We start from the raw sequence: 22,106 nt of genomic DNA on the forward strand, positions 1-22,106 counted from the left end.
ATTGTTACCTTTTTACTCATTCAGGCGGCGGTGTTCGCCATACGTTGTTCGCGGTTTATCGCCTGCAAGGCGGAGACATCAACAATCAGTGCCACGCTGCCGTCGCCAAGAATGGTCGCAGCAGAAATGCCGGGGACTTTGCGATAGTTACTTTCAAGGTTTTTAACCACAACCTGGTGTTGACCAATTAATTGATCCACCAGCAAGGCGTAGCGGCGACCGCCACTTTGTAAGATCACCACAATTCCCTGGGTGGCTTCGGTTTTCGCGTCCGCGACGTTGAACACTTTCCACAGTTCGACGATGGGCAGATATTCACCCCGCACTTCCAGCACCCGCTCGCCGCCGGCCAGTGGATGGAGATCGGCTTCACGGGGTTGCAGTGATTCCATAACAGCATTCAGCGGCAGAATGAAAACTTCATCCGCTACGCGTACGGACATGCCGTCGAGGATGGCCAGCGTCAGCGGCAGTAAAATGCGGATCGTAGTGCCAGTACCCTGCTTCGACTGGATTTCGACATGACCGCCCATCTCCTGGATATTACGTTTAACGACGTCCATGCCGACGCCGCGCCCGGAGACGTCGGTGACCTGCTCTGCCGTGGAGAAGCCTGGTGCAAATATCAGCATCGCGACTTCGTCGTCGCTCATGTTTTCGCTGACAGTCAAACCTTGCGAGGCCGCTTTTGCCAGAATTCGCTCACGGTTTAGCCCCGCCCCATCGTCGGTCACTTCAATGCAAATGTTGCCGCCCTGATGTTCGGCAGACAGAATTAAATTTCCGACGCTGTTTTTACCTGCGGCGAGCCGTTTTTCTGGCAGTTCAATACCGTGATCGAGGCTATTGCGTACCAGGTGGGTCAGCGGGTCGATAATGCGTTCTATCAGGCTCTTGTCGAGCTCGGTGGAACTGCCCACCAGCGTCAGTTCTACCTGCTTGCCGAGTTTTCCCGCCAGATCACGCACCAGCCGGGGATAGCGACTAAAGACATATTCCATCGGCATCATGCGAATCGACATCACTGATTCCTGCAAATCACGGGCGTTACGTTGTAACTGCCCCATGCTGGTAATCAAATCACCATGATTAACCGGGTCCAGTTCGCTGGAACGCTGGGCAAGCATGGACTGGGTGATAACCAGCTCGCCGACGAGGTTAATTAATTGATCAACCTTTTCTACCGCTACACGGATGCTGGTGGATTCACTGCTGCGCGTCGTTTTTTCCCGCTCCACGCGACCGGTTGGCGCTTGTTCGGCTGCCAGTTTAAGCACTGGTGGGGTGGATATTTTTGGCGATACTTCTACTGTTTCAAAGGTAATCTGATCGGCTTCAATCACAAAACAGAGTACCGCTGTGATGTCATCTTCGGCGATATCGCCCGGTAATATTGCCGAGAGAGAATCCGCCCCTTTCACCACGTCAGTTAACGTTGTCAGATGCCCCAGCTCTTCTTCCAGCAGGTCGACTTCGCCGGCCTTCAGGCGCGAAAGGATAATTCGTCGCGGCAACTGACTGCGACTCTGCTCATCTTGCGGTTCACTTTTGGCAACCACACTTAATCGGGTCACTGCGGATGGCGTTTCGCCTTTCGCTTCTAATGCCAGTTGACGCAAGGCCTGGCAGATATAATCGAAGCTGGCGGCATCCGGCTCTTGCGACTGTTTATAAGCGTCGAGCTGTTCTTGCATGATGTCCTTCGTTTCCAAAAACAGATTGATAATGTCGGTGTTGAGTTGCATCTCACCTCGTCTGGCTTCATCGAGCAGGTTTTCCATCAGATGCGTGGTTTCCTGCAAAACGCCGAAGCCAAAAGTTCCTGCCCCTCCTTTGATCGAGTGGGCAGCCCGAAAGATGGCATTCAATTGTTCGGCATCTGGCGCTTCCGGCTGCAAAACCAGCAGATGCTGCTCCATATCAGCCAACAGTTCGTCCGCTTCGTCAAAAAATGTCTGATAAAAATCGCTTATATCCATGCTCACGCTGTCACCTCGGTTCGGCTGATGGCATTGTGGGAACACTGACCTGTGGTGCAACCTCAGGTTTTTCCAGGGCGCTTACTGGCTCATTCTGGCTTTCGGCGTTTTCATGCAAAATGGCCTGTTCGGCTTGTTTGTTCAGTACCAGCAGGCTGATGCGACGGTTGACGGCATCATCAGGTCCGCGATCGCTTAAGCGCATCGTTGCCGCCATGCCGACGACACGTAACACTTTGCCGCTATCCAACCCGCCGACCATCAGTTCGCGGCGGGATGCATTGGCCCGATCGGCAGAAAGCTCCCAGTTGCTGTAACCTTTCTCACCGCTGGCGTAGGGAAAATCATCGGTATGACCTGAAAGGCTAATACGGTTGGGAATACCGTTCAGTACAGGCGCGATGGCGCGCAGAATGTCGCGCATATAGGGTTCGACATCGGCACTGCCGGTTCTAAACATCGGGCGATTCTGGCTATCGATGATCTGAATACGTAGACCTTCCTGGACCAGATCGATTTTGAGATGTGGACGCAACGCCCGCAGTTTCGGATCGGACTCTATCAACTGGTCGAGATCACCCCGCAATTTCCGCAATCGACTTTGCTCCATGCGTTTTTTCAACTCTTCGATGTTCGGCTGCTTATTCACTTCCCCCTGGCTTTGGGTGTAATCATCACCACCGCCGGGAATTGGGCTTTCACTATTAGAAATGCGATCGCCGCCCGTAACCGCAGTCGCCAGTGGAGTCCGGAAGTACTCCGCAATCTGAATCAACTCTTTTGGGCTGGAGATGGAGATCAGCCACATCACCAGAAAAAAGGCCATCATCGCGGTCATAAAGTCGGCATAAGCAATCTTCCACGATCCATGTGCTGCCCCGTGGCTTTTGGCTTTGCGTCGTTTGACGACAATAATCGGATGCGCTTGATTCTTCATGCTTCCTCGGTTGTCGTCTGTTGTTGCGGATTTTTCACCGCACGCACATGCTCTTCCAGTTCAATAAACGACGGACGTTCGCTGGAATAGAGCGTTTTGCGACCAAACTCAACGGCGATAGGCGGTGCGTAACCGTTCAGATTAGAAAGCAGTGTGACTTTGACGCACTGCATCATTTTGCTGGTTTCGGCGCTTTTCTGACGTAAAACACTCGCTAATGGGGAAATAAATCCGTAAGCCAATAAAATGCCGAGGAAAGTCCCCACCATCGCATGTGCGATAAGCGCCCCCAGCTCGGCGGCAGGACGATCGGCTGAACCTAACGCGTGAACGACCCCCATTACAGCCGCGACAATACCAAACGCCGGAAGTGAGTCCCCGACCAGCGCCAGACTGTTCGCCGGGACTTCTGCCTCGCTTTCGTGCGTCTCAATCTCTTCATCCATCAGGGCTTCGATTTCGAAGGTGTTCATGTGACCGCTGATAATCAGGCGCAGATAATCGACGATAAAATCAAGCATGACGCTATCCGCGAGGATGCGTGGGTAGCTGGCGAAGATCTCGCTCTCACGGGGATTTTCAATATCACGTTCCAGCGAAAACATCCCCATCTGCCGCGATTTCGCCATCAACCGATAAAGCAGAGCCAGCAGATCCATATACATTGCTTTGGTGTATTTGGAGCGACGAAACAGCAACGGCAGCGCCTTCAGCGTGCCTTTAATCGCTTTGCCATTATTGCCGACGATAAACGACCCAATCCCTGCACCGGCAATAATCACCAGTTCAGCGGGTTGATAGAGTGCTCCAAGGCTTCCACCGGTCATCAAATAACCGCCGAAAACTGTACCGAGAACAACCAGGTAACCTAATAAGATAAGCACGACATCATCCTTCCACTGTTGACCATGACAGGATGTTCAGTCGTCAGGCGTTAACGCGCGATTGGGGCAAAAAAAAGCAGCGGTACGTCGTTACCGCTGCTGGAATGTTGCGCCACATCGTATCAGTTAAACAGCCTGTACTCTCTGTTCATCCAGCAGTTGTGGGATAATATCGGCAGGATTCTGGGAAAGTTTACGTCTTTTTACTGCCCGGGATGGCGGTTGACATAAGCTGCAGGCAAAGCTGCCAACAGGCTGGTGAGCGTGGGTAATAAAATTGCCGCCGCAGCAGTTGCAGCTGGAAAGTTGCAGTAATCCACTTTCAACAAACCGCACCAATGTCCAGGCACGGGTTAATGCCAGCAGCGGTCCTTCTTCTGCTTGCGGGCACTGTTCAAGGTATAAACGGTAGGCTTTGATCACCGCATCGACGCCATTACACAAACCGGTTTTCAGTAAAAACTGCCATGCATTACAGAACATCGAAGCATGAACGTTTTGTTCCCAGGTCATAAACCAGTCGGTTGAGAATGGCAGCATGCCTTTCGGCGGTGGGCTTCCGCGCAGTTCTTTATAAAGTTTTATCAGGCGTCCGCGACTTAACTGTGTTTCGCTTTCCAGCATCTGCAAACGAGCGCCCAGGGTGATCAATTCCATTGCCAGCTGAATATCCCGCGCTTCCTGAACAATGCTTTTTTCACTCATGATCAGGCCCTTTTCTTGCGCAGCGCTTCTTCAGGCTGATTAACATCATTCAGCAAGCGTGTTGAGAGCATGATGCCGGTATGAATTTGCTGGAGATCGTCAACGCGGGAATCTTGCGTCAACTGAGTAATCGTCTGGTGGCTGTCAAAACGGAAGTGACAAACCAGCTGATTGGTTTCTGCCAGCTTAACCATTTGCGGAAGAGTCAGTGCCGCTAATGTTGTCGCCATTTCTTCATTTATGCCGAGACGAAACATAGCGGACGCTTTGTCCTGAACAATCAGACGCTGTGCAAGTAGTAAATATGACAAGTTGATGTCATAAATGTGTTTCAGCAACTCGGAGGTATGCATTATTCCCACCCAGAATAACCAACTTTATTTTTATGCGGTTTCACCGCACCCCGTGATGTCGCCGGGAAGCCCCGGTAAAAAATAATTAGCATTAGAATAGTTGCGATAAGCTGCAATAAGCAGAGCCACCTTTTTGGTTTAATAAGTCCTTACAAATAGAAGGGGGTCTTTACACTTATCTAAGATTTTTCCTAAATCGACGCAACTGTACTCGTCACTACACGCACATACAACGGAGGGGGGCTGCGATTTTCAATAATGTGTGATGCAGATCACACAAAACACTCAATTACTTAACATAAATGTATAAGTCATACTTTTGTTTTGGGTGTATTTCAATCTGTTAAAAAGTTTTTCGCTACGCTAGCAAGCAAAAATGAAACAGGAATAATCGAAATGGGATGTTGCGCACAGTTAAAATAACTCACCGTAAATAATCATCTGCTATAAATAATCACTTTCATGCAATACCAGATAAGCTATTTTTAAACAGACACTTACCGCACAACAAACTAATTAAATACAAAGAAAGGCAACAATCAACTTAATGTTAATAAAATGTTTTGCATATATTAACCACTTGTTTAATGCGGGGAATCAGTACATTATTTTCTTATAATTACAGTTGAAATCATATGATCACCGAGAGTGATTGATTAATTGTCTTTACTAATAATCAGACTAATATTTACCTGTTTGACTGAGTTGGGATTGCGTCGTTTCTCCATTAGGAGTAAAGCTTTAATGTCACCTGAAGTTCACAGAATAAGGAACAGGTTATGAGCTATAGCAATATTCTTGTCGCTGTTGCGGTTACACCGGAAAGTCAGCAACTGCTGGCAAAAGCGGTATCTATCGCCAGGCCAGTAAAGGGACACATCAGTTTAATTACTCTCGCTTCCGACCCGGAAATGTACAATCAATTAGCTGCGCCGATGCTTGAAGATTTACGCAGCGTGATGCAGGAAGAAACGCAAAGCTTTCTTGATAAGTTAATTCAGGATGCGGGGTATCCCGTTGACAAGAGGTTTATTGCCTACGGTGAGTTAAGCGAACATATTCTGGAAGTTTGTCGCAAATATCATTTCGATTTGGTGATTTGCGGTAATCACAATCACAGTTTCTTTTCGCGAGCATCCTGCTCGGCGAAAAGAGTGATTGCCTCAAGTGAGGTCGATGTGCTGTTAGTTCCACTTACGGGAGATTAACCGCTCCTACGCAAGCTTAGGAAAGGTAGCAACTTTATCGCGCTGCTGGCTTTCCGCGCTTCGCGGAACTATCTGCTTTAGGTCGCTAATGAAGCACTCCTGCCAGTGGTTAATATCGTTTTTCACGATAACGTCCAGCATTTCTGCATGACGGGAAATTCGTTCCGCCAGCGACATAGTCAATGCACGATCCAGCGCAGCTGCAACTTCGTCACGATCGTAGGGGTTAACAATTAACGCCGACGTTAACTCGTTTGCCGCTCCCGCAAATTGCGAAAGAACAAGAACGCCCGGATTGGCTGGGTCCTGAGCGGCAACATACTCTTTTGCCACCAGGTTCATCCCGTCACGCAGTGGCGTCACTAAGCCCACGTCAGAGTAGCGGAATATTTTCATCAGTAATTTACGGTCAAAATGCTGATTCAAATAATAAAGAGGCGTCCAGCCTAATTGCCCGTATTTACCATTAATTCGTCCAGCTTCATTTTCGAGCTGATGACGAATATCCTGATAGGCTTGCACATCACCACGCGACGTTGGTGCAATCTGGGTATAACGAATTTTACCATGATGCTGCGGATATTTTTCCAGCAACGCTTCATAGGCGAGAAAACGCTCTGGCAAACCTTTGGAATAATCCAGCCGTTCGACAGAAAAGATATTTTGTACGTTTTTCAGTTCCGCTTTAAGTTGCGCCAGTTTTGGCGGCAGTGGCCCGGCAGCCTGTTTGGCTATTTCTTTTGGCTCAATGCCAATCGGGTAAACTTCTGTTCGAAACGCTTTGCCCCAGGCTGTATGGCTTTTTGCGCTACGTGTCGTGACGCGGGTCAGGTTAGAAAGGCAATCCAGGAACGCCAGACGATCGTTTTCTGTCTGGAAACCCAGCAAATCATAATCACAAAGCTGTTCAAGCAAGGTGTCATATGTCGGCAGCGCGTTGAAGATTTCCGGTGTCGGGAAAGGAATATGCAGAAAGAAACCAATGCGATTATTCACTCCCCGTTTGCGTAATTCATGCGCAAATGGCAACAGGTGATAATCGTGGATCCAGATAATGTCATCGTCTTGCAACAGCGGCAGTAATTTATCTGCCAGCAACGCATTTACGCGTAGATAGCCGTCCCAGGCAGGACGCTGAAATTGCACCAGATCGAGGCGATAATGAAAAGCAGGCCAGAGAACGGCATTGGAGAATTGGTTGTAGTATTCGTCAAGGTCCTGTTCGCTGAGGTTAAAAGAGGCCCACGTAATGTTACCCTTTTTCACCTTTTTTAGCGGCTGATCCTCATTCCCTGTTTCACCACTCCAGCCAAACCACAGTCCGCCTGCGGCTTTCAGTGCCCCCAGTATGCCAACGGCAAGGCCACCGGCACTGGCGGCGTGCTCATCTGGTGGTGCAATCCGGTTAGATACTACGACTAAACGACTCATAGTCATCACTCCTGTTATTTTCTCTTTTTTGTTGTAATGCGGTGGTTATCATTTCAAGCCAGCTCCAGACATCCGGTACGCCCGCCAGTCGCCATGATGCCTGAGTTGCGCCTGTGCCAATTTTTACTGACATTCCGCCCAGTCGGTTAACGACTGCGAAACCAGATTCATCGGTTAAATCATCGCCCAGAAATACGGGCGTTCGCCCGATAAAGGGAGCTTCCTGCATAAAGGCAGCAATCGCCTCACCTTTACTGGTACCTCTCGGTTTGATCTCGACAACACACTTTCCCTGCTGTAACGCCATTTGTGGCCAGATCTGAGTAATACGTTGCGCTAATGTCATTAATGCGTCTTCATGCTGCGGAGCCTGACGATAATGCAGCGCAAAAGCCATCCCTTTCGTCTCCAGCTCCGCACCGGGATACTGTGCGATGACCGTATGCAGTTGCACGTTAATATCACGTGCAATCGCATCCGGCAGATGAACGATATGCGTTTTACCATTGATGTCACGGCGCTCCGCCCCATGCACGCCCGCTAACGGGAAGCGATAAGGTTTTGCCAGTGCGTCCAGCTCCACCATTGAGCGCCCTGATATCAATGCCAATGCACCATCACTTGCGGTTGCCAGTAGCTGAAGTCCTTGCAGAATATTGTCAGGTACGACGACCTGATCGGGATGCGGTTTGATTTCCGCCAGCGTTCCATCGAGATCAAAAAACCAGGCATATTTCGCGGATAGTTCAGGGGTTTCGGTTAACGGTTCTGTCACCCGGTTCTCCTCCTTCTCTTTTCTTATTGTGTTGCGCAGAACGCGCTTTACAGACATGTAAGTATAGACAGTGTGACGGGGGTCGCCATTTGCAACGAAGAACAGCCAACCGTTGTGGCGGCTGGCTGTGGTGGGAAAAAACGTTAAATTGTTGTGGAAAAAAGCATCAGACAGTGCGTTTCGCTTTTTGCTTGTAACGGTCGAAGATCACCGCTGCCAGCAGGATTAAGCCGCGAACCACGTACTGCGCGAAAGGAGAAATATTAAGCAGGTTCATGGCGTTCTCCACGGTGCCTAAAATTAAGATACCCGCCACCACATATGAGATTTTTCCGATGCCGCCTTTCAGAGAAACGCCACCTAAAACGCAGGCGGAGATAACAATAAGCTCATAACCAATCGACGTCATTGGCTGCCCACTGGTCATACGTGAAGCGAGAATAATTCCGGCTATCGCAGATACCAGGCCAGAGAGAACAAAGATAATAATTTTGGTGCGAACAACCGGTACACCCGCCAGACGCGCAGCCTCTTCGTTCCCGCCAATCGCCAGGGTATTACGACCAAAGGTGGTTTTATTCAGCAGCAAACCAAAGATAATCAGACACGCGACGGTGAGCCAGATTGGCGCAGGCAGACCGAACCAGTTAGCGTAACCAAGGGCAAAGAAGCTTTCATCTTCGATACCGACCGCTTTACCGTCTGAAATGATGTACGCCAGACCTCGAACAATCTGCATCGTTGCCAGTGTCGTGATCAGAGCATTTATTTTCAGTTTGGCGATAACAAAGCCATTGACCAGGCCACAGAGAATGCCAAGCAGCAACCCCGCTGCCACGCCAATCCACAGGCTTTCAGTCAGGTTGATAACCACCGCCGTGGTGACACCCGCACAGGCAATTACGGAGGCGACAGAAAGGTCAAAGTCACCGGAAGCAAGGCAGAACAACATGCCACAAGCCACCATCCCCGACATGGAAATTGCCAGGCCCAACCCTTTCATATTAATGAAGGTGGCAAAGTTCGGGACAAAAATGGCACAGGCGATAAAAAGCACCGCAAACACCACCAGCATGCCGTACTGATCCCAGATACGCCCGAAGCTGAATGACGACTTAGGTGCGCCAGAACCCGATGTAGAAACAGAAGACATCATACTCTCCTTACTCAGGCAACTGCCTGGCTGACTTTAGGCATCGCAAGGCTCAGTGCCTGACGCTCATCTGCCTGCTCGTGTAACAATTCACCGGCGATTTCACCTTCCCGCATCACCACAATCCGGTCGGCAACGCCGAGGACTTCAGGTAAGTCGCTGGAGGCAAACAGCACCGCCACACCCTGCGCCGCCAGCGCATAAATTACGTTATATATTTCGTGCTTAGCACCAACATCAATGCCGCGCGTAGGTTCATCCAGCAAAATGACCTTCATCTCTTCCGATAACCAGCGGCCCAGAATGGCTTTTTGCTGATTTCCGCCTGAGAGATTCATGATCAGTTGCTCCGCGCCCGGCGTTTTGATGTTGAGCGAACGAATGTGGTGATCGGCATTGTTTTCTTCCCAACCGTTGTTGATTACACAACCGCCGAGCACATGTTTACGTCTGGCACTGATGTTGATATTGTCGCGAACGGAGTGCACGGGAATAATGCCTTCCGCTTTGCGATCTTCCGGGCAGAGCATCATGCCTGCGGCAATGGCGTGGCTCGGTTTACGAATATCGATCGGCTGTTGGTCGATATAAACCTGACCGGCGGTGATTTGCGTCCCGCCAAACATGCCTTTCATTAATTCGCTACGCCCCGCCCCTACCAGACCAAACAGCCCAACAATTTCACCACTGCGAACCGCCAGACTTATTGGCGTACGCACGCCTGGTGCTTTCACAGCATCAAGACGCAGGCGCTCCTCGCCATAACTACGCGGTTGCCAGCCGTAGATATCGCCAATGTCGCGCCCGACCATCGCCTGCACCAGCGCGTCGTGGTCAACCTGCTGCATATCGGTAAAGGTTTTGACATAACGTCCATCTTTAAAGACAGTGATGGCATCGCTGAGGGCAAATATTTCTTCCATACGGTGAGAAACGTATAAGATCACCCGCCCCTCTTTTCGCAGTTCACGAATAACGCGGAAAAGATTGTCGATTTCGCGGGCAGAAAGGGAGCTGGTTGGCTCATCAAAGGCGATAATTTTAGCGTTACGCGCCAGCGCCTTGGCGATTTCAACCATCTGCCACTGACCAATGGAGAGATATTTCAGCGGCGTGTCCGGGTCAATATCCATACCAAGATGTTTAAGTTGTAAACCCGCCTCATAATTCAGCAATGAGCGATTCACAATACCGCCTTTATGCGGCAGCTGGCCGAGATAGATGTTTTCCGCGACGGTCATTTCCGGCACGAGATGCAGTTCCTGGTAAATAATCGCCACACCCGCGTTAAGTGCTGCGGTCGTGTCGGAAAAGGACATTTCCTGCCCATTAATCACTACAGAACCCGTGGTTGGCGCATAGTTGCCGCTGAGGATTTTTAAGAGAGTTGATTTTCCTGCGCCATTTTCACCCATCAACGCATGAACCTGACCGGCATAGCAGTCAAAACTAATATCCGTCAGCGCCTTAACGCCGGGAAACGTTTTACCGATGCCGCGAAATGAGAGATACGGGGTAGACTGTTGCATAACGTCTCCGTGAATCACTGGTCGTTCACACCCCCTCTGCATCATGCAGAGGGGAATTTTTCCGGCAAATTACTTACCGCCTAAACCTTTTTTCTCCAGTTCTTCTTTAAAGTTGTCACGCGTGATCAGCACCACGTCGGTAACTTCGGTGAATTTGGTCGGTTCAACACCTTTTGCTACCCAGTTGTAAAGCATTTCGCTGGACTTATAACCATGTACGTCCGGGCTTGGCAACAGGGAACCGTAGAAGCCGGTTGCCTGTGCCTTAGACAGTTCGCTCACCGCATCCACACCGTTAATACCGATACCGATGATATCGGCCGCTTTAAAGCCCTGACCTTCCGTCGCGCGTACGCCGCCCAGCACGGTGCTGTCGTTCATACCGACGATCAGCCAATGTTTAACTTCCGGATGTTGAACCAGCATTGAGTTGGCAGCGTCAAATGCCCCGGGGATGTCGTTAGATTTGGTAGGTACCTGATAAATTTGTTTTTCCGGGAATCCTGCCGCTTTCAGCGCATCCATAGAACCCGTAGTACGGCGACGAGCCGTATCCAGTTCGTTGGAGGTAATCGCCATCACCGCGCTTTCTTTGACATCCCAGCCACGTTTCTGCATCTCTTTATACAGTTCCTGGCCCTGACGTTCGCCAATTTTGGTCGCCGCCATCATCACCAGAGGAACGGTATCCATTGGCTTACCTTTGGCGTTAACAAACTGGTCATCCACGGCAATGACTTTCATATCGTAGCCACGCGCTTTCGCCACGATGGCAGAGCCGAGTTTGGGGTCCGGAGTACAAATAACGAAACCTTTTGCGCCACTGGCTGCCAGGCTGTCGATCGCGTTCAATGTTTTTTCGCCATCCGGCACGGCAATCTTAATAACCTCAAACCCTAAATCCTTCCCGGCTTTATCGGCAAACTTCCATTCGGTCTGGAACCACGGCTCTTCCGGTTGCTTCACCAGGAAACCGAGCTTCAGGTTCTCCGCCATAGCGGATTGTGACATAACGGCTGCCAGACCAATGGCTGCCAGGGCTTTAGTAAATTTGTGCATGGTTCTCTCCAGCTTTAGTGTCGTTTTGTGTAGGGCAAAAACGAATGACATTCGTTAAATTAATCGGAAAACAAAGCATTACCTTTTAACTAAAAGATAATTGACTGTGTTGACATAGTTTTAGCGAGAAATTAATTCTCCATAGGAGAGCAATATCACATCGCAGAATTACAGTGAGAACGTGCATAAATTTAGCGGGAAAAGACATAAGGGAAAGCCAATTTGTCAGACAAATTGTCGAATGCACAGCAGATTAATCCATAAGATTAGCCTGGAAATCCTTGTTGTCTTTGGTACCCATGCGGGATGTCTTCTTTTTAACCAGTCAATAGTCCGCATTACCTGGCGTTGAGTTTTTGAAATGGTGTAATAACCACAACTCAAAGATGTGGAAAATGCGCGTCATTCATTTCGCCATTAATTATCACTGTGCTCATTAATTAACAGAACACGTATAATGAGAGCCATCTCGCAAAAATGAAAAAACGTTTTATAAAATCATCACTTCATCATGAATTCAAATTCATCGATTAATATCAAAAAGATACAAAAAGCACTATCATTAAAATTCATTGCAGTTACATTGATTTCATCAATGAAATGTAAAAATATATAAACTTGATGATTTAAGCATTTTCTTATACTCGTTCAGACGTTATTCTTATTTCAGATCATCGTCAGAATTGACTCCACGATCACATTTCGGACCGGCAGAAAGGAATTATTCTGCAAACAGTAATTATGGTGTTTTGATTTATCTTGCACCTCTCCACTTCTGGATATAAGGATATTAGGTATGGCAACCGCTGGAATGCTTCTCAAACTCAACTCTCAAATGAACCGCGAGTTTTACGCATCCAATCTCTACCTTCACCTGAGTAACTGGTGTTCTGAACAGAGTCTGAACGGCACCGCCACTTTCCTTCGCGCCCAGGCACAGAGTAATGTGACCCAAATGATGCGCATGTTTAACTTTATGAAGAGTGTCGGCGCTACCCCCATCGTTAAAGCCATTGATGTTCCCGGCGAAAAACTGAACTCTCTGGAAGAACTGTTCCAAAAAACGATGGAAGAATACGAGCAACGTTCTAGTACGTTGGCACAGTTAGCCGATGAAGCGAAAGAACTGAATGATGATTCAACCGTCAATTTCCTGCGCGATCTGGAAAAAGAACAGCAGCATGATGGCCTGTTGCTGCAAACCATTCTTGATGAAGTGCGCAGTGCGAAACTTGCTGGTATGTGCCCAGTGCAGACCGACCAACATGTTCTGAATGTCGTGTCGCATCAGCTGCATTGATCATACATCGGCGCTAATGCATTGCGCCGATGAAGTTTTTGAGAAACCGCTGCCTCATCTTTTTGAAGCAGCGTTTTTTTAATGGGATTCGCCTTGTGGGGTAAACTTGAGTTCAATCAGCGCGATGGCTTTTTGGATTGCCCGCATGGTGACCGGGTCTGCGGCGGCGGGATGGTTAGTAAAGTCGATATTCTTCAGCTGGCTGGACATTTTTTCGCGAACTTCAACGGGCGCGATTACATCGAGAACATCCAGAATTTGTTTGATAACCAACTGGCAAGCAACCACATCAGAAACCAGTTCCTGATCGGCATTCAGCGGCTGGGACATCGTAAACTCCTGATAGCATTTTGAAAGCCGTTATAGTAGCGGCTTCACATCTTCAGCGATAGTCACATCCACCGTCATCAGGACACAAAAAAACCTGCCGGAGCAGGTTTTTTGTTATCGGAACATATTGCCTGGCGGTACGTCTTTGAACGTCTTGCAATAGTTATTGAACATACTTTTCAGGATTTTGCGCAGTTTCATCGCGGCACTCCGACCATTTGTTATACAGGTGTTATTGTCTTTGCGCTTATAATATGACAACCATCACAAAAATCAATCTTTATGTGATACAAATCACATAAATACCCCTTTAATGTTATAAAAATGATAATCAAAAAGCAGCTACCCCATTTCTGACACCTACAGATGGCAAGAAATAGCGCCTGCCAGGCGTCTTTTCCGGCCATTGTCGCAGCGCTGTAACGCGTAAAATAGTGCTTTCTTTTACTCTTCTGGCTGGACCATGAGACTTCTGATTCTGACTCTTTCATTAATAACGCTGGCGGGGTGTACGGTTACTCGCCAGGCCCATGTGAGCGAAGTTGACGCGGCAACAGGTATTGTACGGTTGGCTTATGACCAGGCTTTTTTGCAGCATGCCCATACCGATCGTTATGTCAGTCGCGGGATCGCCGATCGCGCATGCCAGCAGGAAGGCTATACCCACGCGATCCCCTTTGGTCAGCCAGTAGGCAACTGTAGCCTTTTTGCGGGTTCCTTATGTTTGAATACGGAATTCACTTTGTCATATCAGTGCCATCATTCCGCCTTCCCTGTCTTTCTCTAAATATTTTAATCAGCGAGGGGATCTTCGCTGATTAAAGAAATAGCGGTAATGCGTTTTATTCCCATTCGTATTTTTAATAATTGAAGTTTATATTTTACCTTTTGCAAATAATAAAATAACAAATTATAGTGACGCCACAGCAACAAATATAACCTTTGTGGAGCACTATCATGCTGAAACCAGAAATGATTGAAAAACTTAATGAGCAGATGAACCTGGAACTGTACTCTTCACTGCTTTATCAGCAAATGAGCGCCTGGTGCAGCTATCATACCTTCGAAGGTGCTGCCGCGTTCCTGCGCCGTCACGCCCAGGAAGAGATGACGCATATGCAGCGTCTGTTTGATTACCTGACTGATACCGGCAATTTACCGCGTATTAATACCGTTGAATCTCCGTTTGCTGAATATTCCTCACTTGATGAATTATTCCAGGAAACCTATAAACACGAACAATTAATCACCCAGAAAATTAACGAACTGGCTCATGCTGCAATGACCAATCAGGACTACCCAACATTTAATTTCCTGCAGTGGTATGTTTCTGAGCAGCATGAAGAAGAGAAACTGTTCAAATCGATTATTGATAAATTAAGCCTGGCAGGCAAAAGCGGCGAAGGTCTGTATTTTATCGACAAAGAACTCTCTACCCTCGACACACAAAACTAATGCTCTCCGGCGGCAGGTTTCTGCCGCCGTTTCAAATCAGTGACGGCAAATCTTACTCTGATCGGTCGAAAAACCTTCTTCTGAAGGTATAAATTTGCCTTTTGCTGCCAGAAACGCTACCAGCTCTCCCGCTGTCATCCCTTCTGCCGAGCAAGTGTGAAAACGTGCCTGTTCACCAAAACGCGCTTTAATCGCAGCTTCCAGACTGGCATGCGTATATTGCTCGCCTGATTCAATCATCATATTTAACACTTCATGACCGTGAATAGAGTCCATCGTTCCTCCTCAAAAAAAAGCCTAGCGTAGCGATTACCGCTTATAAAGACTTTGCGCCAGCGCAGGACTGAATGCTTTTTATTGTACATTTATATTTACACCATATGTAACGTCGGTTTGACGAAGCAGCCGTTATGCCTTAACCTGCGCCGCAGATATCACTCATAAAGATCGTCAGGACAGAAGAAAGCGTGAAAAACAGAACCCTGGGAAGTGTTTTTATCGTGGCGGGAACCACAATTGGCGCAGGCATGCTGGCAATGCCGCTGGCTGCGGCCGGTGTTGGTTTTAGCGTTACGTTAATCTTGTTGATTGGGCTTTGGGCGTTGATGTGCTACACGGCGCTATTACTGCTGGAGGTGTACCAGCATGTTCCGGCAGATACCGGTCTGGGCACGCTGGCAAAACGCTATCTGGGACGCTACGGTCAATGGCTGACGGGCTTCAGTATGATGTTCTTAATGTATGCTCTGACAGCGGCATACATCAGCGGTGCCGGTGAATTGTTGGCCTCCAGCATCAGCGACTGGACAGGTATTTCAATGTCGGCAACCGCTGGCGTGCTGTTGTTCACTTTTGTTGCCGGTGGCGTGGTTTGTGTTGGAACATCGCTGGTCGATTTATTTAACCGTTTTCTGTTCAGCGCCAAAATTATTTTTCTGGTGGTGATGCTGGTATTGCTGCTACCGCATATTCACAAAGTGAATCTTTTAACCCTGCCGTTGCAACAGGGGCTGGCACTGTCTGCAATCCCGGTGATTTTTACGTCGTTTGGTTTTCACGGTAGCGTGCCGAGTATTGTCAGCTATATGGATGGCAACATTCGTAAGCTACGCTGGGTGTTTATAACCGGTAGTGCGATCCCCCTGGTGGCATATATTTTCTGGCAGGTGGCGACGCTTGGCAGCATTGATTCAACAACCTTTATGGGATTGCTGGCTAATCATGCCGGATTAAACGGGCTGCTACAGGCGTTACGCGAAATGGTGGCCTCTCCGCATGTTGAGCTGGCAGTGCATTTATTTGCTGATTTAGCCCTCGCCACGTCATTTCTCGGCGTTGCGTTAGGCTTATTTGATTATCTGGCTGATTTGTTTCAGCGTTCAAATACCGTTGGTGGAAGATTGCAAACTGGTGCAATTACCTTTCTGCCGCCGTTGGCGTTTGCACTGTTTTATCCACGAGGATTTGTGATGGCGCTGGGTTACGCCGGTGTGGCGCTGGCGGTACTGGCATTGATTATCCCTTCGCTGTTGACCTGGCAAAGCAGAAAGCACAATCCTCAAGCGGGTTACCGGGTCAAAGGTGGTCGTCCGGCGCTGGTGGTGGTGTTTCTCTGTGGTATTGCTGTGATTGGCGTGCAATTTTTGATTGCGGCAGGGTTGTTACCAGAAGTGGGGTGATCAGATAGCCTCAAATTCCTTATTGGGTGCCAGAATTAACGCTGACACCCAATTTGACTTCTTAATGCAGGCAGCACTGCTTAAATTTCTTACCACTACCGCACGGGCAAGGATCGTTACGCCCCGGTTTCTCTTCTGCTTTGATCGGTTGCTGAACAGCTTTTTCCTGCGGATGCGCCATCCAGTACGCATGTAGATCAAGCGCCGCCAGTCGAATGGCATCTACGCTCTCTTCAAACGCTTCTGGCGACATCTTCTCTACCCGCTCGAAGTTTTCCTCAGTACCGTGCAGCGCAATCGCCTCCAGCGCTGGTTTTAACGAATCGGGCAATGTTGACCAGTCAGAAAGTGCCACGCCCCGCATATAGCCAAAGCACCACTCCTCAACAATCGTCAGCTCGCTGCCATCAACTTCTCGCAAGCCGAATAACGGCTCAAACTGCTCCGGGAATTCGTTCAGACGCTCTGCGGTATCGGCCATATGTTGAAAAGCCAGGTTCATAAAGCGCGTCATCTCTTTCTCTGACGCCCAGCGCGGCACATAGTCAGCCCCACCCCACACGGCAACCAGCCACTGTGCCGGTTCAATCTCTTGCGGAGAACTCAACACCGCCGTCAATAAACCGTCCAGCTCCGCCACATCAAGGATGGCGTGGTCAGTGTTGTATTTGGTCAGAATATCGTCCAGCCATTCCAACTCACTTTCGTTTAACGGTCCCGTTTTCATACGCTTTTCCTTGTGGATCTCAACTCGCCAGCACCTATCTTACATGCCGGTCCGTATCAGAGATACTTTTTGAGTGGCTTTGCCGGTGATTAAAAATTAAGGAGGGTGTAACGACAAGTTGCAGGTACAAAAAAACCACCCGAAGGTGGTTTCACGACACTGCTTATTGCTTTGATTTTATTCTTATCTTTCCCATGGTACCCGGAGCGGGACTTGAACCCGCACAGCGCGAACGCCGAGGGATTTTAAATTGTTCGTTTTGTGCAATAAATTCAAATAATTATGGCAAATTATCCGGACATGATGGTGTGTGTGAATATCAAATAATCATATAGTTATGACACGTCTTTCTCATCATCTTCTGAAGGTTTTTGGCAAAAAATGGTGATGTTTTGCGCCTTGATGTGACCAAACAGTCAGGAGCAAAGTGAGGTAAAGGGGTATGAGAAAAACTCACATACCCCAACACAAATTAAAACGCAGTTGGGTGAATGCCATATTCACCGTTTGATCCATACCCTATGCGATACATCAAAGTACGATCTGTTGTCACCTTACCCGCCTGCTCACTCATACCACCGCCACATACCCCTTTAGGCCACGCGCTGAAGACATGATCACCAATCGTTGGGTATACAACGACTTTCTGAGCTGTACCTAAATCTGCCACCTCTTTACCATCAACATAAACACGGGAAAAGCACGCGCTTCCAAAGAACCCCGAGTCACGCTTGATGATCACCTCTCCCGTACCGTCTCGTTTTTCGAGTAACACGGTACTGATAATTTGTTTTTCAGGAACAGGAGTGGCTTGTTCATTTGAGACAGGTTTTGTAGCACAACCGACAAGAGTAAGCATAATCCCACAGGCAAGAGCATTTTTAACGACCATGTTTGAAAACTCCCAATATTAAAAAATGTCAGCATCTAACGATAACAACGTTCAGCACCAGAGACTCTTCGTTCTCCGGCTTACGCCTAAAAATATCGCAGGTGCCGTTTGCAGTCGACAGTCGTTAATACTAAATTCATACCCGCCACCGGCTCGCCGAGCCAATTTACTCCAGAGACAGTCGAACCGAAAAGCCGTTTTCAGCAAGCGTCAGGCTCAGCGTGTTGATAGTCCAGTCCCGGTCCTCCTCGGTCCCGAATCCTTGAGTTGTGACTTTGCATTCTGCTGTCAGCGACACTAAATCGAGCGTCGCTGGCGTCGTGTACGTCATAGAGAACTCTTTTTTAGCTGCACCGCCCTTGAGCCCTGGTGCAGCTTCTTTCGCTGCGTCGAGCGACGGCTCAACTGCCGGCCATTCAATGACAGGATCGCCGCCACTACCTGTCCGCAATTCTTTGATCTGCCCAGTTGCTGTGTCGTGATATTTAATCAGATACGTCGGTTCCGGATTTTCGCCACCGCTACCACTATCGCCACTTTGTCCGTTTCGTGAATAACCCCAGCTGGAGTTATCACGACGCGTGAGCGTGTAGTGCTGAAGCGGCGCTCCGCTAACAGATTCGCCCGCGCCGCGCGGCAGGAATATCCAGTACCCTCCCGCGGGTTTACTCACCGCATCGAATCGTGTTGCTAGTCTCGACATCAGGTGCATATCTGACTCGCCGACTTGATCGAGTTGCGTGATAATATTGTCTGCAAACCGCTTTGATACACGTGGTTTTAGCCCGTTATCGCTCGCTATTGTTGCAACGATATTGCTGACAGTGACGTCGCTCCAGGAGCGAGTTTTTTTGCTCTGAACTGTCGGAGAGCCTTTTGACGCGTTCATCGGAGCCGCTTTTGCTGTGAAATCAACTACCCGAGGTTCACCGCCACTGCTCGCACCGTCGACGATGTATATACCCTTATCAATTATCTGATTACCGAAACCGAGTCCGACACTGATCTTCACGCCACGGGCCGGAATTTTCAGAGTTTCAGAAACGATTGCTACGCGTAATTCGTCTGTCTGTTTACTCGAACCGCCATAATCTGTGAGCGTGATATTGATCAAACCTTTTCTTATTTTATCCGTGATGTTTTCATTATCAGCAGATATATAAAAATTGGGCTTCCATGCTTCCACGCCAGTATTTACGTAATCACTCATTCATCAATCCCATAATTGCGTTTCTTTTTTAACCGGTTCGGGGTCGATTTCTGGTAAAACAATTTTTTCTCCTGCACGAAACACGGCACACATATCCGTTACGCCGTAATTTAAAACCTGATATAACACGGTTTCTGTCGTTTTTGCTGTTCTCCCGTAGACAGCAAGGCAGATCTGATCGAGACGGTCACCGTCCCGTGTAGTGTATGTAATCATTTGGGGCCCCATTAATTAAAAGGATTTCATAATGAGAATTAATTTTAGTAGTCGGAGAGGTATTAGTATTTCGGCGTCAAAAAAAATACCATCAGGTTGTTTTACATTTATGTTCGTAGTTTTTTTTATTATTTTTATACTTGTTAAGTGCTCTGGTAGCGCTTGATTTTATATTAATCTAGCGAAGCTCCATAATATTCGAGCGTGAGTGAAAAGTCCTGCGATTTTGGGGTTCCGCCCATCAAAAAGCTGTTTTGCGTTTCAGTTAGTTCTCGCAGCACCCAGTACCCTTTCACCTCCCCGGTCCCCAGCACTAGCTGCTGGGGTTCTCCCGTGTTCCCAAGCGCACGCAAATCTGTCAACAGGCCGACGCCGCACCCGTCAAGAAATAAAGCGTTTATCTTTCCATCGATAGTGATTGTGGGGTTCGGTCGTCCGGTTATCTGCAACGCGTCGTTTTTCCCGAATCGTGTTTGCTGAGCCCAGCGCCAGGCGTCACTACGTTGCAGTTTGTTGTACGCTACTGTTGATATAGCAAAAATGAAATCACCCAGGCCGAGCATGATATCCTCAGCACCGTTTATTGCATCACTCATTGTCACCCCGCCGCCGCTGGTTTATCAAACATCGCGCCACGATTATACGAACTCGCAACTTGTCTCAACCCGTCGAGCACACCCGATGCAGCAGCCTGCTGTGTTGATTGTGGATCTGCCGCTCCGATAATATTGATTTCAATTTTATTGTTTTGCTCTGGCGCTGGAGTTGCGACTGCCTGTCTCAGCGCGTCAATATTCAAGGTTGCTGAGTTTTGTGATTCAGGCGTTGAGTCTTTATTTATTAATCCAGTAAACGGGTTAGCAAACGAGAGCATTGATTCAGCCTGTGATTTTGCACGAGCAAGACGTTCAGGGTGTCGCATATTATCTACGGCTTCGTCGGCCTTTGCTTTTGCTACATTATCTGCTGCCAGTCCTGGGTTCGGTGAATATTTACCACCACTATCCATGAATTCCTGATACGCTTTATTATATTCTTCGTTATATACGCGCTGTTCCTCGTCTGTTTTCTCGTCCGGTATTAACCACTCAAGTTTTTTTGCTACTGCCCAAATTATTTTTCCGAATTTAACGCACGCCTCGCCAAAACTGACCATCCCCTCCCACATTTTTTTCATATTTTCTGGCTTAACCCATTCTTTAATACTATCAACAACCCCCCCTTGATTCTCTTTAAACCAGGATGCCAGCTCGTCTCGCATAGCGTCAAACGTCGGCGCGAGTTCCCCCCCGATTTTACCGAGCGTATCTGCCAACCCCGATGTAATTGCCCCCCATAGATTCGTGACGGATACGTGCGCGCGCGCTGCCCCCTCAGCCCCTTCTTTCGTTAGCAGGTTCGATTTTTGAGCGTCCGACATAGTCTGCTCCCAGCTTTTACCAGTCGCCCGCATATAGGTCATTATTTTATTAGCCTCTCCCCCCATGAGCTGATCAGCCAGACTCGCCGCCTGTTGATCATCCTTCATTTCAGAGATACGCCGCATAACTTCATTGAACTGTTTTTCTCGATCCCATTTAGCCATCCGTTTTTTTGTCAGGCCAATTTGAAACAACATGGGATTCAGGTTTTTTTCGTTTCCAACCTCCCCGATTTTATTAGTCAACTCCTCCGACAGATCTCCTACGTTTTCGCCATTCAGCCCTGCAGCTTTACCAATATTTTCCCACGCAGCGTATTTTTCGATGCCAACACCGTAGGACTTCGCCAGACCGAGCTTTTCTGACGTCTCTGCATTCATTGCCAGCGCGCCAGCAGCCGCGCCGCCGAGCAGCCCCACAGCCCCTAGCGTCCCCCATTTGATACCCCGTCCCGTGGCCCTCACCGCACCTGCGGCGGCTCGCCCTCCCCATTTTGCAGCCCCTTTTGCGCGCCCCGTCCAATTCTCCAGCCGCTGTTTTTTGGCGAGCTGAGTATTCAGAGCTTCCTGGTCCTGTGTTGTCGCTTTTATCCGACGGTCCAGCTTTTGATACTGAGCAGATAAATCAGAAACGTCTTTACCCGCCAGTTTCATTGCTGCGATTTTGTCTTTTAATTTATCCTGGCTTTTCGTTAATTTTCCGACAGTAGACGACGTCTGCCGAATGGCGTCGTTGAGTTCTGTTGTACCGCGCCGAAACGACGGGTCTATTCGCCCCCCAAATACAACCTGCGTTTTAAAGTTTTGAGAAATAGCCATCGGTTTTCATGACCTCGTTTACATAGAAATTAAAAACCCGATACG

Annotated in this window: 24 protein-coding genes; 5 read left to right on the plus strand and 19 right to left on the minus strand. The window is 48.6% G+C overall.

All coding sequences use genetic code 11. The features are described 5' to 3' along the window. Positions 1-20: 20 nt before the first annotated feature. The 5 genes from cheA to flhD all read right to left on the minus strand — a co-directional run bounded on the left by cheA (position 21) and on the right by flhD (position 4,858). The gene (gene cheA, locus HUZ68_RS13205; protein ID WP_077778251.1) at positions 21-1,985 is read right to left on the minus strand and encodes a chemotaxis protein CheA; all 1,965 of its coding nucleotides are present in this window, start codon (positions 1,983-1,985) and stop codon (positions 21-23) included. Positions 1,986-1,989: 4 nt separating this feature from the next. Further along, a complete protein-coding gene (gene motB, locus HUZ68_RS13210) occupies positions 1,990-2,916 on the minus strand; it encodes a flagellar motor protein MotB (RefSeq protein WP_000795630.1) in 927 nt (308 codons plus the stop codon). Then, positions 2,913-3,800, minus strand: a complete 888-nt coding sequence (gene motA / locus HUZ68_RS13215; protein WP_000906336.1) for a flagellar motor stator protein MotA — start codon at positions 3,798-3,800, stop codon at positions 2,913-2,915. The genes motB and motA overlap by 4 nt, the downstream gene beginning before the upstream one ends. A 126-nt stretch (positions 3,801-3,926) precedes the next feature. Next, positions 3,927-4,505 carry a flagellar transcriptional regulator FlhC gene (gene flhC / locus HUZ68_RS13220; RefSeq protein ID WP_001291603.1) on the minus strand — a complete coding sequence of 193 codons (579 nt, stop codon included), beginning with the start codon at positions 4,503-4,505 and terminating at the stop codon, positions 3,927-3,929. 2 nt (positions 4,506-4,507) lie between these two features. Then, positions 4,508-4,858 (minus strand): flagellar transcriptional regulator FlhD, encoded by a 351-nt coding sequence (gene flhD / locus HUZ68_RS13225; RefSeq protein ID WP_001295647.1) that lies wholly within the window; start codon positions 4,856-4,858, stop codon positions 4,508-4,510. A gap of 779 nt (positions 4,859-5,637) precedes the next feature. Between flhD and uspC the strand changes: the two genes are divergently transcribed. Next, positions 5,638-6,066 (plus strand): universal stress protein UspC, encoded by a 429-nt coding sequence (gene uspC / locus HUZ68_RS13230; RefSeq protein ID WP_239593894.1) that lies wholly within the window; start codon positions 5,638-5,640, stop codon positions 6,064-6,066. Between the two features lie 6 nt (positions 6,067-6,072). Here the strand turns inward: uspC and otsA are convergent, their stop codons facing one another. From otsA to araF, 5 genes are all read right to left on the minus strand, one after another. After that, entirely contained in the window at positions 6,073-7,497 is a 1,425-nt protein-coding gene (gene otsA, locus HUZ68_RS13235; RefSeq protein ID WP_001295646.1) for an alpha,alpha-trehalose-phosphate synthase, read from the minus strand. Further along, entirely contained in the window at positions 7,472-8,272 is an 801-nt protein-coding gene (otsB, locus tag HUZ68_RS13240) for a trehalose-phosphatase (protein WP_001302045.1), read from the minus strand. The genes otsA and otsB overlap by 26 nt, the downstream gene beginning before the upstream one ends. Positions 8,273-8,438: 166 nt before the next feature. Further along, the gene (gene araH / locus HUZ68_RS13245) at positions 8,439-9,425 is read right to left on the minus strand and encodes an arabinose ABC transporter permease AraH (RefSeq protein WP_000100203.1); all 987 of its coding nucleotides are present in this window, start codon (positions 9,423-9,425) and stop codon (positions 8,439-8,441) included. 14 nt (positions 9,426-9,439) lie between these two features. After that, positions 9,440-10,954 (minus strand): arabinose ABC transporter ATP-binding protein AraG, encoded by a 1,515-nt coding sequence (gene araG / locus HUZ68_RS13250; protein WP_001187819.1) that lies wholly within the window; start codon positions 10,952-10,954, stop codon positions 9,440-9,442. 69 nt (positions 10,955-11,023) lie between these two features. Continuing rightward, on the minus strand, positions 11,024-12,013 hold the full coding sequence (gene araF / locus HUZ68_RS13255) for an arabinose ABC transporter substrate-binding protein AraF (protein ID WP_000548680.1): 990 nt from the start codon (positions 12,011-12,013) through the stop codon (positions 11,024-11,026). 796 nt (positions 12,014-12,809) lie between these two features. Between araF and HUZ68_RS13260 the strand changes: the two genes are divergently transcribed. Continuing rightward, on the plus strand, positions 12,810-13,313 hold the full coding sequence (locus tag HUZ68_RS13260; RefSeq protein WP_000179469.1) for a non-heme ferritin-like protein: 504 nt from the start codon (positions 12,810-12,812) through the stop codon (positions 13,311-13,313). Between the two features lie 78 nt (positions 13,314-13,391). Here the strand turns inward: HUZ68_RS13260 and yecJ are convergent, their stop codons facing one another. Next, entirely contained in the window at positions 13,392-13,643 is a 252-nt protein-coding gene (gene yecJ / locus HUZ68_RS13265) for a DUF2766 family protein YecJ (RefSeq protein WP_000082127.1), read from the minus strand. Between the two features lie 114 nt (positions 13,644-13,757). Beyond that, a complete protein-coding gene (azuC, locus tag HUZ68_RS13270; RefSeq protein ID WP_010723106.1) occupies positions 13,758-13,844 on the minus strand; it encodes a stress response protein AzuC in 87 nt (28 codons plus the stop codon). A gap of 262 nt (positions 13,845-14,106) precedes the next feature. On the opposite strand from azuC, the gene HUZ68_RS13275 reads away from it, so the two are divergent. Then, positions 14,107-14,430 (plus strand): YecR-like family lipoprotein, encoded by a 324-nt coding sequence (locus HUZ68_RS13275; protein ID WP_021513096.1) that lies wholly within the window; start codon positions 14,107-14,109, stop codon positions 14,428-14,430. A 170-nt stretch (positions 14,431-14,600) separates the two neighbouring features. Next, the gene (gene ftnA, locus HUZ68_RS13280) at positions 14,601-15,098 is read left to right on the plus strand and encodes a non-heme ferritin (RefSeq protein ID WP_000917208.1); all 498 of its coding nucleotides are present in this window, start codon (positions 14,601-14,603) and stop codon (positions 15,096-15,098) included. Positions 15,099-15,134: 36 nt separating this feature from the next. On the opposite strand, the gene HUZ68_RS13285 is transcribed toward ftnA, so the two are convergent. Next, the gene (locus HUZ68_RS13285) at positions 15,135-15,374 is read right to left on the minus strand and encodes a YecH family metal-binding protein (protein WP_000377224.1); all 240 of its coding nucleotides are present in this window, start codon (positions 15,372-15,374) and stop codon (positions 15,135-15,137) included. Between the two features lie 191 nt (positions 15,375-15,565). Here HUZ68_RS13285 and tyrP point away from each other — a divergent pair, with 191 nt between their 5' ends. Beyond that, positions 15,566-16,777 carry a tyrosine transporter TyrP gene (tyrP, locus tag HUZ68_RS13290; protein WP_000797566.1) on the plus strand — a complete coding sequence of 404 codons (1,212 nt, stop codon included), beginning with the start codon at positions 15,566-15,568 and terminating at the stop codon, positions 16,775-16,777. 61 nt (positions 16,778-16,838) lie between these two features. On the opposite strand, the gene yecA is transcribed toward tyrP, so the two are convergent. From yecA to HUZ68_RS13320, 6 genes are all read right to left on the minus strand, one after another. After that, complete coding sequence (gene yecA / locus HUZ68_RS13295) at positions 16,839-17,504, minus strand: UPF0149 family protein YecA (RefSeq protein ID WP_000847882.1); 666 nt, start codon at positions 17,502-17,504, stop codon at positions 16,839-16,841. A gap of 472 nt (positions 17,505-17,976) precedes the next feature. After that, entirely contained in the window at positions 17,977-18,396 is a 420-nt protein-coding gene (locus HUZ68_RS13300; RefSeq protein ID WP_033814648.1) for a lipoprotein, read from the minus strand. Positions 18,397-18,562: 166 nt separating this feature from the next. After that, positions 18,563-19,606 (minus strand): phage late control protein, encoded by a 1,044-nt coding sequence (locus HUZ68_RS13305; protein ID WP_033814647.1) that lies wholly within the window; start codon positions 19,604-19,606, stop codon positions 18,563-18,565. 3 nt (positions 19,607-19,609) lie between these two features. Further along, on the minus strand, positions 19,610-19,822 hold the full coding sequence (locus HUZ68_RS13310; protein WP_033814646.1) for a tail protein X: 213 nt from the start codon (positions 19,820-19,822) through the stop codon (positions 19,610-19,612). 173 nt (positions 19,823-19,995) lie between these two features. Continuing rightward, positions 19,996-20,418 (minus strand): phage tail protein, encoded by a 423-nt coding sequence (locus HUZ68_RS13315; protein WP_001278178.1) that lies wholly within the window; start codon positions 20,416-20,418, stop codon positions 19,996-19,998. A 2-nt stretch (positions 20,419-20,420) separates the two neighbouring features. Beyond that, positions 20,421-22,061, minus strand: coding sequence for a hypothetical protein (locus HUZ68_RS13320; RefSeq protein WP_239593895.1), 1,641 nt, complete (start codon positions 22,059-22,061; stop codon positions 20,421-20,423). Between the last annotated feature and the right edge of the window lie 45 nt (positions 22,062-22,106).

Source organism: Shigella dysenteriae (assembly GCF_022354085.1).
Classification (GTDB): Bacteria; Pseudomonadota; Gammaproteobacteria; order Enterobacterales; family Enterobacteriaceae; genus Escherichia; species Escherichia coli.